This is a genomic window from Psychrobacter sp. 78a-MNA-CIBAN-0178 (assembly GCF_040309625.1).
In the GTDB taxonomy this organism is placed as follows: domain Bacteria; phylum Pseudomonadota; class Gammaproteobacteria; order Pseudomonadales; family Moraxellaceae; genus Psychrobacter; species Psychrobacter okhotskensis.
The window spans coordinates 96402-112107 of the sequence record NZ_JBEOOZ010000004.1; the positions used below are offsets into that span (position 1 = coordinate 96402).

11 protein-coding genes are annotated in these 15706 nt (G+C 42.9%); 10 read left to right on the plus strand and 1 reads right to left on the minus strand.

All coding sequences use genetic code 11. The features are described 5' to 3' along the window. Window positions 1-47: 47 nt before the first annotated feature. Window positions 48-206 carry a hemin uptake protein HemP gene (gene hemP / locus AAEY80_RS04415; RefSeq protein ID WP_227672156.1) on the minus strand — a complete coding sequence of 53 codons (159 nt, stop codon included), beginning with the start codon at window positions 204-206 and terminating at the stop codon, window positions 48-50. A gap of 300 nt (window positions 207-506) precedes the next feature. Here hemP and AAEY80_RS04420 point away from each other — a divergent pair, with 300 nt between their 5' ends. The 10 genes from AAEY80_RS04420 (at window position 507) to clpA (ending at window position 15592) form a co-directional block, all read left to right on the plus strand. Beyond that, a complete protein-coding gene (locus tag AAEY80_RS04420; RefSeq protein ID WP_350587939.1) occupies window positions 507-1574 on the plus strand; it encodes an NUDIX domain-containing protein in 1068 nt (355 codons plus the stop codon). Window positions 1575-2047: 473 nt separating this feature from the next. Further along, window positions 2048-3307, plus strand: a complete 1260-nt coding sequence (locus AAEY80_RS04425) for a lipocalin family protein (protein WP_350587940.1) — start codon at window positions 2048-2050, stop codon at window positions 3305-3307. Between the two features lie 355 nt (window positions 3308-3662). After that, complete coding sequence (locus tag AAEY80_RS04430) at window positions 3663-5108, plus strand: glyceraldehyde-3-phosphate dehydrogenase (protein WP_350587941.1); 1446 nt, start codon at window positions 3663-3665, stop codon at window positions 5106-5108. A 335-nt stretch (window positions 5109-5443) separates the two neighbouring features. After that, the gene (cgtA, locus tag AAEY80_RS04435; protein WP_201576850.1) at window positions 5444-6658 is read left to right on the plus strand and encodes an Obg family GTPase CgtA; all 1215 of its coding nucleotides are present in this window, start codon (window positions 5444-5446) and stop codon (window positions 6656-6658) included. A gap of 79 nt (window positions 6659-6737) precedes the next feature. Then, window positions 6738-7910 carry a glutamate 5-kinase gene (gene proB, locus AAEY80_RS04440; protein WP_025650500.1) on the plus strand — a complete coding sequence of 391 codons (1173 nt, stop codon included), beginning with the start codon at window positions 6738-6740 and terminating at the stop codon, window positions 7908-7910. Window positions 7911-8313: 403 nt separating this feature from the next. Next, on the plus strand, window positions 8314-9450 hold the full coding sequence (hemE, locus tag AAEY80_RS04445; protein ID WP_025650499.1) for a uroporphyrinogen decarboxylase: 1137 nt from the start codon (window positions 8314-8316) through the stop codon (window positions 9448-9450). Window positions 9451-9632: 182 nt separating this feature from the next. Continuing rightward, window positions 9633-10700: an N-acetyl-gamma-glutamyl-phosphate reductase gene (gene argC, locus AAEY80_RS04450; protein ID WP_025650498.1), complete on the plus strand. Its 1068-nt coding sequence runs from the start codon at window positions 9633-9635 to the stop codon at window positions 10698-10700. A gap of 115 nt (window positions 10701-10815) precedes the next feature. Continuing rightward, window positions 10816-11691: a hypothetical protein gene (locus AAEY80_RS04455; protein WP_025650497.1), complete on the plus strand. Its 876-nt coding sequence runs from the start codon at window positions 10816-10818 to the stop codon at window positions 11689-11691. A 201-nt stretch (window positions 11692-11892) separates the two neighbouring features. Continuing rightward, entirely contained in the window at window positions 11893-12288 is a 396-nt protein-coding gene (locus tag AAEY80_RS04460) for an ATP-dependent Clp protease adaptor ClpS (protein WP_201565698.1), read from the plus strand. 736 nt (window positions 12289-13024) lie between these two features. Beyond that, window positions 13025-15592, plus strand: a complete 2568-nt coding sequence (gene clpA / locus AAEY80_RS04465) for an ATP-dependent Clp protease ATP-binding subunit ClpA (RefSeq protein WP_025653010.1) — start codon at window positions 13025-13027, stop codon at window positions 15590-15592. The last annotated feature ends 114 nt before the right edge of the window (window positions 15593-15706 follow it).

The following is a 15706-nucleotide window of genomic DNA, read 5'->3' on the forward strand; positions in this document are numbered from 1 at the left end:
AAAAACGCCTTTCGATAAAGGCGTTTTTTTGTGAGGTGTAATTTTAACTATTTGGTCAAAATTAAGCGGTTATTGCGAGTTAAGCGTAAGCGATATTCCTCACCTTCGTGCTCAATACGTACCTCTTTGGTCAAGGCAAACAGATGCTGTGATTGCAAAGTCGGTAGACGGTTTTCGCGGCAGTTTAAGTAACGAGAGATAACCATGCTCATAGTAAATTCCTTTTGGTAAAACAGTTGAGTAGTCGACATCGAAGAGTAATAGTCATTAACGATAATAATTATCATTTAGATTGGATTGTTTTGCAAGGTAATTGATAAAATAAAATGCAGTCATTATGTAAACTTATATAAACCTAGGATGACAGAGCTAGGTTGGATTAATATTTTATGATTTATATCAATGACTTAACTTAATATCAGTTTATTATCGCAAGTGACTATTCATAACAAACAAAGCAAGCATTCGAGTCATAACAAATAAAACAAGCATTTGAGGACAGTATTATGGCAAACGCCGCAATGATTCAACAAACCCACCATCAAAAGATTGTAAATGTCGCTGTCGCTGTTATTCATTATCAGACGCAGTATTTGCTCGGATTTCGAGATGCGGCTCAACATCAGGGCAACCGTTATGAGTTTGTAGGTGGCAAGATAGAGGCGAATGAAACCGCAAAACAGGCATTAATACGCGAAGTCGCTGAAGAAACTGGAATCGATATTCACGACAATACTGTCGTCAAACTTGGACGACTGCATCATGATTATGGGGATAAGCAAGTGAGCTTGCAGGTCTATAATATTGAGCTGACAGCAGGGCAGTATGAGCAACATCGCCATCTTTGCTATGGCTTAGAAGGGCAAGCGCTAAAATGGGTCAATAAATCTGCGCTATTGGCAGGGAAGTATCATTTGCCTGCTGCCAATAAAACGATTTTAGAATGGTTGCGTCTACCCGCACAGATAGCGATTAGCTATCCTTTGGCGCACTTTAATGATCTGCCCAATCCAGCAACAGAATGGTTGACCTATCACAAGGAAAAAGTAGGGACCCATGCTTGGCTATACATTCGAGTTAAGGACTCAGACTTTGATAATAGCGTAAAGCAATTGATGGCTTTGCGTCCAGACATCCAAGTGATTCTGCCCTTTGAGCGTCGCCTTCATTCATTACAAGCCGATTATCAGATCGTTGCTCATCAAATCTCTCAGACTGCGCTCATGAAATGGTTTGATAATGAGCAAGACAGTTCCGTAGGTGAGCAGGCGTTACCTCTCGATCGACCATTAATAATCAGCTGTCACGATGCAGCCAGTATCCATGCCGCTAATCAGCTTGCTAGTGTTCGTTTACAGCAGCAGCAAGCACCAGTGATCGGTGTGTTTTTATCACCAGTACTAGCGACCCAAACGCATCCCGATACTGCGCCATTAGGTTGGGCAGCGTGGTCAGCTTTGGCACAGTTGGCTGACATGCCAGTCATTGGTTTGGGTGGCTTGTCACCAGCTATGATTGAGCAAGCTGTCCAGTACGGCGGTATCAGCGTGGCCGGTATCCGCCAGTTCGTTTAGGCGTTTTTTTAGCAAGTTTTTATTAATAAATACCAAGTTAACTATGCTCATCAAGTGCTTGTACAAGGCCTATCACGTCAAGCACGGTAGCTACCATTTATCAAAGTAAACTCTTAATAATAATAAGCTTCCCTTATATTTATCCAATCGGTAACTATGTGTTTATTCTCTAATCTAAATACAGAATTACTTACAAACCGTTGCGTTTTCCTACATTGCGACACTGTTTTAATCATAGCACTGCCATTAAGATAGGCTATCAAATTAGAGAGTCTTCAAGCTGTTTTTATAGATGACGTTTTTGGCTTTTAATAAACCAATTGTCTGGTCAAGCGACTCTCACTACTCATAATAATATTTGATTTTTCTCACATTATCTTTATTAGTAACAATATTTTTGTGTAGAAAATCAAATAATATTTATTTGATAATGAATAAGTTTTTAACCATCACCACTAATTAATGGTATCCCTATGAAAGCCAATAAGTTACCTCAGTCATCATGGTCTGATGCACAGGCAGCCGGTTCTCAATCACAGCAAACCAGTCAGTTAAAGAACCATTATCAGGATAATGGGCAACACGTAAATAGTGCCAGCAATGATGCAAGCTATAACCATGCTATCAATGGTAATAAAAGTCTCAATGCTAGTAATGACAGCGACAGTTATAACGGCGAACATTCAAACCATTTGGCAAAAACATCGTCTTTGCAAGACAGCTATTTTGGATACAAAAGCATCGACAAAAGCCTTACACAGGCAAAAGAGTTTGCTATGATTGAAAACGGTAATATCAACAGTAACGATTCAAAAAATAGCGATATAGAGGATTTTGACACGGCTAATGGCTTCAAAAAAGCTAGCGGCTCTCAAAAAATCCGTGGCTACAAAAAAGCGCAGAAGAAGCAAGCACAGGAATCTAACAAAGTAGATGTACTGATGTCAGAGGAACAAGCGAATATTTCAATAGAAAAACCTCAAAACACAGATGATTTATCATTGACGACGACCTCATATAAAGAAATACCGGAGCGCATATTTATGAATGGGCTTATTAAGCATACTGGCATTGCCCTAGCGATTATTATACCGTTGGCGGCGTTTTCGGCTTATGCTGCGCCGTTACCAGCGACTAGCGCGTCCACTAGTAAAACTTCTGCCACGGCGACGACTGATAAAACCACAACGCAAACCTTGTCTGTGAAGCCCAGCGACATCATCCATAAGTCTGCGAACACACCGACCACCGTCGACAGTGTGGATCTCAAAAAGTATGCAGGCACGTGGTATGAGATAGGTCGGTTACCAATGTACTTTCAGCGCAACTGTGCTAGTGATGTAACCGCAAACTATGCCCAAAAAATAGACGGCTCCGGAGTGGTAGTCACCAATAAATGTAAAGCTGAAGACGGTTCAGATATTACCGCTGAGGGATTGGCAAAACCTGCCGACGATACGGGTAGCAAGTTAAAAGTGACGTTCTTGCCTTCATGGATTCGCTGGTTACCAGTCGGTCGTGCCGATTATTGGGTATTGGCGCGCGATGCTGATTATCAGACAGCGCTAGTTGGTACGCCAGACAAAGACTATTTATGGTTACTAGCACGTTCGCCCAATGTCAGTCAAGAAACCTATGCGAAATATCGCCAAATTGCCCAGCAACAAGGCTACGACTTGAAAGAATTTAAACTGACCGCACAAAGCAATCAAACAGTTACTTTAGTACCCTAATTGTTTAGTGTGCTAGTTGTTTATCGATTTAGTTGTTTAACAGCATCGTTGTTTAAGGCGTTCGAATTTAACAAAGGCAGCGTAATAGGCTGCCTTTATTTTTATAATCAAGTCAATATAGCCCCAAAATAGGTTATAAGTGCGCGCTGATATGTTATCACTGGCAAAATTGGCCGTTTTAGGCTAAAATCTAGGCGATCTAAATACACTGATGAAAATGAAAAATGATTGGCATGGATGTTTTGCCCTCATCGTATTTGACCTCACCGTATTTGAATAGTCACTTAGACTAAATACAATCTATCTGTTTGATACTTCTTCATACTTTACTGATCATACATTACTGACCATAAGGATGTTTCTCGTGAGCAACGCTGATACCTTACGCCACCTACATCAAGAGCACTTGAGCAATTATAACAACCAAGAGCAACAAGCGATTGAGCTCATGGGGCTATTGAATAAGCTCTATAACGAGCAAGATGTCCAAGTGACCTTGTTCGGTGAAACGCTAGATACGACCTCAGTCGGTCGCATATTGGCACTACATCAAAAAGTAGCGATGCGTGATCAAGATGCAAAAGCCATCGCTATCGCTGATACGCTAGCGATGGTTAAAGTGCTAGCAGACAATAAGGCTATCCAAGCTGCGCGTATCGATGTCGGTCAATTGATTGCTAATGACAGTGATGTACAAGCGGCTCTGCAATCTATTAGCAGTGACAACAATGCTATCAATGGTGCGACTGATGTCGTGCTATACGGTTTTGGTCGTATTGGTCGTATCTTAACGCGTCTATTGTTATCGCAAGCGTCAAGCGCGAAAGGCGTACAACTCAAAGCCATCGTCGTACGTCCGGCTGCTGCTGGTGATTTGGCCAAGCGTGCATCATTACTAGAGCGTGATTCGATTCATGGTAGCTTCGCTGGTGGCGTGGTGGTTGATGATGAAAATAACGGTCTGATTATCAATGGTCGCTTTGTGCAAGTTATTTATGCTAAAGACCCAAGCGAAATTGATTATACGGCTTATGGTATCAACGATGCATTGGTTATTGATAACACGGGCATTTGGAAAGACGAAGCCGGTCTTGGTAAGCATCTACAGTCTCAAGGCGTTAAAAAAGTATTGCTAACGGCTCCTGCTGGCGGCGAGATTAAAAACGTCGTTTATGGTGTGAATAATGATACGGTCGGTGATGATACGATTGTCAGCGCGGCGAGCTGTACGACCAACGCGATTACACCAACGCTAAAAGTATTGAATGACGAGTATGGTATCGAAAATGGTCACGTGGAAACAATTCATTCGTTCACCAACGACCAAAACCTAATCGATAACTACCACAAGGCCGATCGCCGTGGCCGTAGTGCAGTGTTGAACATGGTTATCACTAGTACTGGTGCGGCAAAAGCAGTTGGTAAGGCACTACCAGAGCTTAGCGGCAAATTAACCGGTAATGCTATTCGTGTTCCCACGCCAAATGTCAGCTTAGCAATTTTAAACTTAAACCTCAAAACTGCACCTGCCAGTGCTGATGCGTTAAATGAGTTTATGCGTAAAGTTTCTAATAGCAGCCAGTGGCAAACACAGATTGCTTATACGGACTCTACCGAAGCGGTCTCGACTGATTTCGTCGGCGATACGCACGTCGGTATCGTTGATGCACAAGCGACAATTCTCACAGACAATCATGCCATCGTTTATATCTGGTATGACAACGAAGTGGGCTATAGTACGCAAGTATTACGTTTGGCGACGCAAATGGCCGGCATCAGCTATACTCAGATTCCAGCGTAAAAATTCTAAGTCTATAGCAGTGATACGCTAATGCATTAAGTTTCGTATAGAAGCCATGTTTTTTAGATGTGATACTCAAGCACCCGATAGTCCGATTGGTTATCGGGTGTTGTTGTCATACTTGTTGCTAAGTATCATGTTTGTTGCTAAGTATTTTGGCACACTAGGGTTATAATTATTTTTAAACCAGTTTTTTACAAGCACTATTTTTTATAAAATTTAAGCTTTCACAAGCACTAAGTTTTTACAACTACACAAACACATAGCTATACCCTAAAATACAGTCGTTGGCTGTAACCAGTTTATAAACTGGATGGTAAATTAAGGAACGTAAGATGCGATTTATTGATGAAGCCGTCGTAACGGTAAAAGCAGGTGACGGTGGTAACGGAATCGCCAGTTTTCGCCGAGAAAAGTATGTCCCACGTGGTGGACCTGATGGTGGCGATGGTGGCAAGGGCGGAGATGTTTATGCCATTGCAGAAGATAATACCAACACTCTAGTTGACTATCGTTATACGCGTCGCTATGACGCCATGAGAGCTGAGAATGGTCACAGTAGAAACTGTTCGGGTAAGGGCTCTGACGATCTATTTTTGCCAGTGCCTATTGGTACTACGATAGTCGATACCGAAACCGATGAAGTATTGGGTGATTTGATTGAAATTGGTCAGACCTTGCTAATTGCCAAAGGCGGTGATGGTGGTTTGGGCAATACTCACTTCAAAAGCTCGACCAATCAAGCACCGCGCAAGGCTACTTCAGGCTTTGAAGGTGAGCTAAAAGTTCTTAAGTTTGAGCTAAAAGTAGTGGCTGATGTTGGCTTGATTGGTTTGCCTAATGCCGGTAAATCGACCTTTATCCGTCAGGTTTCTGCTGCTAGACCAAAAGTTGCTGATTACCCGTTTACCACGTTGGTTCCAAATCTGGGTGTGGTCGATATTGGTCGTCATCGCTCGTTCGTCATGGCGGATATTCCGGGTTTGATCGAAGGTGCCTCAGAAGGTGCAGGACTTGGTATTCGATTTTTAAAGCATGTTGCTCGTACGCGCCGTCTATTACATGTGGTTGATGTAAAGCCAATTGATGGCAGCGATCCGGTAAAAAATGCTCGTGTTATCTTGAATGAACTTGAACGTTTTTCGCCTGAGTTATCCAACTTGCCCCAAATTTTGGTATTAAACAAAATTGATCAGGTGCCTGAAGAAGAGTTAAATGAGCTCTGTACCCATATTGTTGCCGAGCTTGGTTGGACAGGAGATGTATTTCGCACATCAACCCTAATGGGTGAAGGGACTGATGCTGTTAAATATCATTTGATGAATGAGATTGAACTAGAGCGCGAACGCGAAATAGAGGATCCCATCTTCGCTGAAGCACAAAGAACACGTTTTGAGCGCTTAGAAGTAGAAGTGCGTCTGAATACTGAAGCCCAACGTGAGGCTTATCGTGCGGCTCGAAAAGCGGCACGTGAAGGGTTGGACTTAAACGACGATGATGATTTAGATGATGACGATGAAGATGGCGTTGAAGTCGTTTATGTTCCTTAAATGATGGTGCTTAAACTGATATACTTGAATTTTTTAGATCAATCCCCGTAATTAATTGACATAAGACACAGGAGTTTATATGGCAGGTGACATAGAAAACACGACCGAAGAAGCAAGGTTTATTAAGCAAACTCGCAACTTTGATATTCAGCGCGTTATTGTCAAGATTGGCTCATCGTTATTAACCAATAACGGTCGAGGGCTAGATCGAACTGCCATTTACGAATGGGCAAAGCAAATTGCTAAGCTGCACAAGCAAGGCGTGGAAGTACTGCTCGTGTCGTCAGGGGCAGTTGCTGAAGGCGTGGTACGCATGAACCTAGAGGAGCGTCCCAAAAAATTAGCGGCGCTGCAAGCTTGTGCTTCTATTGGTCAAATGGGCTTGATTGAAACCTGGTGGTCAGCGTTGATTCAGCACGGTATTCAAAGCTCTCAGCTACTACTAACCCATGATGACTTGTCCAACCGTAGTCGTTATCTGAATACCACAGGCGCACTGACACAGTTATTAGAATGGAACGTGCTACCGGTCATTAATGAAAACGACACCATCACCATTGATGAGATCAAATTTGGCGACAACGATACGTTAGGTGCGATGGCAGCAGCGATGGTCAATGCTGATTTGTACATTATCTTAACGGATCAAGACGGCGTGTTCACTGATAATCCGCGTGATAACCCTGATGCCAAAATGATTCGTCAAGAGCGTGCCATGGCTGATTACTTGTTTGATATTGCAGGTGATGGTGGCAAACTCGGACGTGGTGGAATGCTAACCAAGATTCGTGCTGGTCGCCTTGCCGCCATGGGTGGTTGTCCTACCGTAATTGTGAGCGGCGCTATCGATGACGTTATTACCCGTGTGGTATCTGGTGAAGCGGTTGGTACGTTGCTAACGACTAATGACGAAGATAAAATCATTGCTCGTAAACAATGGCTAGCAGCGCATCTACGTATGTCAGGCTCTTTGATTGTTGATGCTGGTGCCGCAAAAGCCGTCGTTGAACATCATAAGAGCTTGCTACCAGTCGGCGTAGCAGAAGTACGCGGTGATTTTGATGAAGGTGATGTGGTCGAAATTGTGCACCAAGATACAGGCGAGCGTCTCGCCGTTGGCCAAGTCAACTTCTCCTCTCGTGACGCGCGCCGTGTGGCTCGTGAGCGTACTGAGCAATTCGATAGAATTCTTGGTAATAATGAAGAGCGCGTGGTCATGGTACATCGTGACAACCTAGCATTGACGATGTAGTAGTATCGATTTCCTATGCGCTTGATTCTCTATGTACAGGTATAAAGATGCCTTATTTATAAGTATAAATAAGGCATCAAATGACTTTTGTCAGTAGACTATTTTGGTCATGCCATTACTTATACTCATCAAGGTTGGAAATTTATCCGCGACTAAAAGCTTATCAACACGCCCTAATATTTAAAAGTAATTAGCACTCAAAAACTCGAAAACCAGTATTATTTTGTGATACTAGACGTTTTTGGCTTAAAACGCGATTTTGATTAAAACGCGTCTTTGCACAAAAACCTGATTATTTAATGTGTGACGCGTTCTATATTCTTTATATTCAACTTATTTTATCCAGCACGGTATTCATTGTCATTCTTATCAATGAATACCGTGCTGTTTTGGAGATTTGTACATGAGTGCTTCAGACAATAATAACTCGCTTCAGCATGAGTTTGCCCCTTTAAAAAACGACAGATTGCTACGTGCCCTTCGTTTTGAAACGATCGACACCACGCCCGTGTGGATGATGCGCCAAGCTGGTCGTTATTTACCAGAATATAAAGCCACCCGTGCTGAAGCAGGTGACTTTATGAGCTTGTGCCGCGATACCGCTCGCGCGACAGAAGTCACTTTACAGCCACTACGTCGTTATGATTTGGACGCAGCTATCCTATTTAGTGATATTTTGACCATTCCTGATGCCATGGGCTTGGGTTTGTATTTTGAAGCGGGAGAAGGGCCGAAGTTTAAACACCCTATTCGTACGCAAGCTGATTTAGATAGACTGCCTGTGCTTGATGTCAATGATTCTCTGGATTACGTCATGCGTGCGGTGACCAGCATTCGTAAAGCATTAAATGGGCAAGTGCCCTTATTCGGTTTTTCTGGTAGTCCGTGGACACTAGCGACCTATATGATTGAAGGCGGCAGCTCAAAAGATTATCGTTATACCAAAGGCTTTTTATATAGTAACCCAGCTTTTTTACATCAATTATTAGATAAGCTTGCCACGTCTGTTATTGACTATTTAGATGCGCAAGTCGTTGCTGGTGCTCAAGTATTGCAGATATTTGACAGCTGGGGCGGCGCGCTGGGTCATCGTCAGTTTATCGATTTTTCACATGTTTATAATAAGCGCATCGTCGCTGAGCTAAAAGTGCGTCACCCTGATATACCAGTGGTACTGTTTACCAAGGGCGGCGGACTATGGCTAGATGTCCAAGCGGATAGTGAGGCGGATGCCTTAGGTCTAGATTGGACGATGCCGCTTGATCGGGCGCGTCAAGCATTGACTGAGAGTCAGCGTCAGTTGACCAAACAGCATAAGAAGTTACAGAGTAGCAAAGCGCTTCAAGGTAATTTGGATCCAGCAACCCTTTACGGTTCTCCTGAAACCATCCGCTCAGAAGTAAAGTTAATGCTAGATAGCGCTTATGCTAATGGCGAAAAAACTGGCTACGTGGCGAATTTGGGTCATGGTATTACGCAGTGGGTCAACCCTGACAATGCCAAAGTGTTTATCGATGCCGTGCATGATTACAAAATCTAGCCATTGCTTTATTTAATCACTGTGCTATTTAATCACTGTGCTATTTAATCACTGTGCTATTTAATCATTGTGGTATTTAGCCACTGAGATATTTAAATGCTATGATAAATTGGACTTATAAATTTAAAATCCAGTGGTAGCGATAGCTAGCAATTACATTACTGAGTAAAAGGGGATATCTTATGATTTCAGCAGCAATCGTCGGTGGCACAGGATATACAGGTATTGAGCTGATTCGCTTACTATCCGCTCATCCTGAGGTTTCTATTGATTTGCTAACGTCACGTAGTGAAGCGGGTACACGTGCTGATGAGATATTCCCAAGCTTACGCGGTATCTCGGATATTGTCTTTAGTGACTTGGGTGATGATACGCTTGCCACCTTACAAAAATGTGATGTGGTGTTTTTTGCCACGCCACATGGTGTCGCGATGAAACAAGCACAAGCGTTGACTCAAGCAGGTGTACGAGTCATCGATTTGGCGGCTGATTTTCGTCTCCAGTCATTGACGGAGTTTGAGCATTGGTATAAACAGTCGCATGCCTGTCCTGAGCTGCTGAAAACGGCTGTTTATGGCTTACCTGAAGTCAATCGCGATAAACTTGCAAACGCTTTGGTCGTAGGAAATCCTGGCTGTTATCCAACCACCGCTATTTTGGGTTTAAAACCCATTATTGACGCGCAAAATCAGCAAGCCACCCGATTGATCGATGCTCGTATTGTTATTGATGCGAAGTCTGGCGTTTCAGGGGCGGGACGTCAGGCGAGTCTGGCGCTTAATTATGCGGAAACAACGGACAATTTTAAAGCTTATAGCGTTACAGGTCATCGTCATCTGCCAGAGATTGAGCAGGGGGTGGCGCAGTTATTAGACAGTCAGTTTAGCCATCGTGTTCGCTTTTTACCGCATCTAGTGCCAATGATTCGTGGCATGTTAAGCTCTATCCATATGGAGTTGACCGAAGAAGGCGCTGCCATCGATTGGCAACAAGCATTTGAACAATGCTATGCGTCAGAGTTGTTTATTGATGTCATGCCAAAAGGTATTTATCCTGATACGCGCAGTGTGCGAGCCAGCAACCGTCTGCGGATTTCGGTACATCAGGACAATGAGCGTTCTGAATTGACGGTTATTGTGGTACAAGACAATTTAGTAAAAGGCGCGGCTGGGCAGGCGGTACAGAATATGAATGTGATGTTTGGGTTTGATGAGTCACAGGGGTTGAATTTTGCGCCGATTGTCCCTTAATCTTACTATCCAACATTGTATTTTTACTGTTAAATCATTCATATTGATGGTGCTAGGTATTGATTATAAATTCCGCTATAATAACCTGCCCTTACTGTTAAGAGATACTGTCTAAATGCGTGTTAAGATTGTACTACGCTTTTGCTCACAGCCAGCACGTTTATCGTGCCAAGACTCTGTTCCATATCAAGTGGAGCGTAGACCGCATTCTTTACAAAGCAGTGACCGCTTTATCGACAACCATCACAATCTCATTGCTGGTCAAAAAGGGGCATCGACACTGGTGCTGGCACTCTTTGTTGTGGCCATATTAGTGACCGCTACTGTTGGATTGTTATTTGGTCATAAGCTTGGCTATCAGCGCGGCTTTCATTCGATGCAAACCGAGACCAAGCAAGCAATTATCAATAGCAATGAGGCAACCAAAGAGCTAAAAGACTTGCGGATTAGCAACAAAATAGCCACCAGTGAGGCTGCGACTGCCAAGCAAGAGCTGGCGATTAGTTTGGCAAACTTGAAAGAGTTACGCGAAACGCAAAAATCACTAACTGTTGAAAACAAACAAGTTGCCCAGCTTAATGAGCTCTATACTGAGGTGATTGCTGATAATGGTGGCATGCCACTACAGATAATTGGTGCTAATATTAAGCCGCTACCTGAGAATGCTTTTGAGTATGGTTTTGACATCGGTATGCTCAGTGAAGATGGTAATGCCAAGCGTTTAACACCAACGTTGACATTGCTTGATGATGATGACTTCGTGGAAGTGCCGCTAGATCCTGCCAGTTATTCGATTAAGGGTATTGTGCGTATTCGTGGCCGCTTTATGATGCCATCAGGCTTTAAGCCATTGCAGGCAAAACTGACTTTGAGAGCCGGTGGTCAGCAAAAAGAACAGCTTTATGACTGGAAGCTTGGCGATAGGGTCGACAATATGCCGCTATCGCTTTTAGATTTGCCAGAAGTAGATGAAAGTCCTATTGAGCCTTAATTAGCATTTAAAATCTAATAAGTACTTGAAATTTAGTGGTATGAACCAAAGTTAGTTAAGCACAATGGCTATTTATAACCACTAGCTTATAGCAACGATACTTTGTTATAACCATGGTACTTTATGCTATTTCTGACAGCCTCTCTGTATAATCTCTTTTTATTCTAAACTTACCCTTATATTTTGATTATGATAAAACCTATGACTCTACAAGCTAGGCCAACTGTTTTCGATTGGCATTTTCCTAATACACCTGCACACCGTGCTCAAGATAATGAGCCAGAGGGTGAGACGTCACCACAAGCAGACGTGCTCGTAGCCGAGCCAGAAGTGGCGAAGCCACCGATGTATGCGGTCGTGATGTATAATGATAATTATACGCCGATGGAGTTTGTCGTTTACGTTTTGCAGTCGGAGTTTCGCCACAGTGTTGATTCTGCTGTTGAAGTTATGTTGACGATTCACAACAGTAGTAAAGGTATTGCGGGTATTTATCCTAAAGATATCGCTGAAACCAAAGCCAAAAAGGTAAATAGTCTGGCTCATCGCGAAGGCTATCCTCTATTGACTCAAATAGAACCGCATCAAGGTGAGTAGATGTCATAACTGCTTCATTTTCTTGTGACTTTTCACTTTGTTGGATGCTTTTTAATCGGCAATATAATACTGCCACTTTTGAGCTTATATATTAGTAACACTTTTAAAAGCCTTTTATCAGGCAGCTCTACTATTACTCTCACAGTAAATTCGTTCTAACATCTCTCCTCATCTTAAGAACGCTCCTAAGTAGTCAGTCTTCTTTCTGTTTTGATCTTGATTTTTATCTTAAATAGCCTTATATAACAAATATAGCGTTGTATAGTAAATTGACGTTTTACGCTCAGTTTTTTAGTATTTCGCTATGTTTCTGAGACTATTGCGTAGACAACTATTACTCAATATCCTGATTATTTACGCCCTCACTTTTATATAATCTTTTTTATTCCCAACTTGTCATTCATATAATTCGTTATTTTGGTTTTTTTCTGACTTTCTTATCTCTAATATCACCTCATAGAGCGTACTTAGATACATTTTAGTATGCGTTAATAGATTGACTATGATTGAGTATCATGTTGAGATAAAGAAAAGCGAATATGAATTATCACAATCATTGCTAGATAGGTCGAAACATCGGCTAAATGATACGCGATACGCATCAATCATCATTTAGGCAGGTTTCTTAATAATACTAACATTGCCCTTGAACAATCCATCTATCGCCCTGATTTACTACCTAACTCATTCATAAAGCTATCAATTTATAAGATAGGTACAACCGTAGGAAGTCCTTATGTTAAGTCGTCATCTTGAAGTTTCTTTGCGTTTAGCAATGACACTTGCGCGTCAAAAATCGCATGAGTATCTCACTGTTGAACATTTATTGTTGGCACTGTTAGAAAACACTCATGCTGCCAATACATTAACGGCGTGTAATGCGAATGTTTCTACGCTGCGTACCGAGCTCGAGGCTTATATCAATAAGCATACGCCAACGGTAGACGCAGAAACGGAGCAATCACCACAGCCGACTCAAAGCTTTGATCGCATTCTACAACGCGCCATTTTTCATGTGCAGTCTATCGGTGGCGGTCGTTTGGTCGAAGGCTCAGATATTTTGGTATCTATGTTTTCTGAGCACGATACTTACGCGGTTTATTTGCTTAAAAAACAAGGCATCAGTCGCCTTGAGCTGACCCAGTATCTATCACACGGTCAGGACAAAGACGAGCCATCTGAGCCACGTGCTTCGATGACTGGTGAGCGCCGTAGTGCTTCTGAAAAGACCAGTAAAGATCCCTTGGTTGAGTTCGCTACTAACCTCAATCAGCGTGCCGCAGAAGGCAAAACGGATCCATTAATTGGCCGTGCTTCTGAGATTGAACGAGCGGCACAAGTACTTTGCCGTCGCCGCAAAAACAACCCATTGTTGGTTGGTGAGCCAGGGGTTGGTAAAACCTCTATTGCCGAAGGGCTAGCATGGTTAATTATCAATGATAAAGCACCTAAGCCACTCAATGGCTGTGTGATTTATAGCTTAGATATCGGCTCGCTCATCGCAGGCACTAAGTATCGTGGTGACTTTGAAAAACGTATGAAGTCACTGCTTGATGCCCTAAAGAATAAGCCCAACGCGATCTTGTTTATCGATGAGATTCACATGATTATTGGTGCAGGCTCTTCAATGAGTAGCAATATGGACGTGTCGAATTTAATCAAGCCAGCACTTGCTAACGGTGAGCTGCGTTGCATTGGTTCAACGACCTTTACTGAGTATCGTCAGGTCTTTGAAAAAGACCATGCGCTGTCACGTCGTTTCCAAAAGATCGATGTTAAAGAGCCAAGTGTCGATGACAGTATCGATATCTTACGCGGTCTAAAGCCGCGCTATGAAGAGTTTCATAACGTTGAATATACTGATGAAGCGTTGGTTACCGCTGTACAGTTATCTGCCAAGCACATTCACGAGCGCTTTTTACCTGATAAGGCAATCGACGTCATTGATGAAGCCGGTGCGTATAAGCGCCTAGGTGTGATTCCAGATGCCGACGACATTGAAGCAGAAGAGAGCTTCATTGCGGATTTAGAGCAGGACTTTGATGCTCAGATCGATGCCGATACTGAGGGTTTAGATGGCGACCTGAGCAGTGACGATGATAACGAGATGCAGGATGAAGCCAATACGGCAAAAGCCAATGATCGTGCTAAATCATCTGACGATTCAAAAGCGGTGAAAGCCAAGAAAAAACCACCGATGAAAATCGATGTGGCAGACATTGAAGCTATCGTGGCCAAGCTTGCGCGCATTCCGCCCAAGTCAGTATCAAGCGATGATAAGAGTATTCTTGAGCATTTAGATCGTGATCTTAAGCATTTAGTATTTGGGCAAGACGAAGCGATCGAGACGTTAGCAGATGCGATTAAACTGTCTCGTGCGGGTTTAAAAGCACCAGATAAGCCAATTGGTTCGTTTATGTTCGCCGGTCCTACAGGGGTTGGTAAAACAGAAGTATCGCGTCAGTTGGCAAAATTATTAGGCGTAGAGTTGGTGCGCTTCGATATGTCAGAGTATATGGAAGCCCATACGGCCTCACGTCTGATAGGTGCGCCTCCAGGCTACGTCGGTTTTGATCAGGGTGGATTATTGACTGAAAAGATCAATCAGCATCCGCACTGCGTCTTATTGCTTGATGAGATTGAAAAAGCGCATCCTGATGTCTTTAACTTGCTGTTGCAAGTCATGGATCATGGTACTTTGACAGATAATAATGGTCGTGTTGCTATCTTTAAGCAGGTGATTGTTATTATGACGACCAACGTCGGTGCTGATAGTATTAGCCGCTCTTCGATGGGCTTTACTCAGCAAGATCATAGCCGTGATAATACAGAATCGCTCAAGCGCGTCTTTACCCCAGAGTTCCGCAACCGCTTGGATGCTATCATCCAGTTCAACCCATTAGATACCTCAGTGGTGGTTTCAGTGGTCGATAAGTTCTTGGTTGAGCTACAAGTGCAGCTTGATGATAAGCAAGTCACGCTAGAGATCGATGATGAAGTACGTGATTACTTGGCCAATAAAGGCTATGATCGTTTGATGGGTGCACGTCCGATGCAGCGTTTGATTCAGGACGAGATCAAAAAGCCATTGGCCAGTATGATCTTGTTTGGAGACTTGGTTAACGGTGGGGTTGTCCATCTAACCCTAGAGCCTGAAGCAGGTGATGAGAAAGATGACGCTACTGTGAAACTAGACAAAAATAGTAACAAGTCTTCTGATAAGGGCTCAGCCGATAGTCGTATTATATTGACGGTCGTTGAGACCCATGAGCCGCATCCTGACTCTGAGTCACTAGCCAGCTAAGCGGTTTTACATTAGCTTTATAAAAACGGCTACCATATTTCTGTGGTAGCCGTTTTTTTTATTGCTATAATTTATTAACAAACCTCACAGCATTTTTTGTTACCATCAATCTTT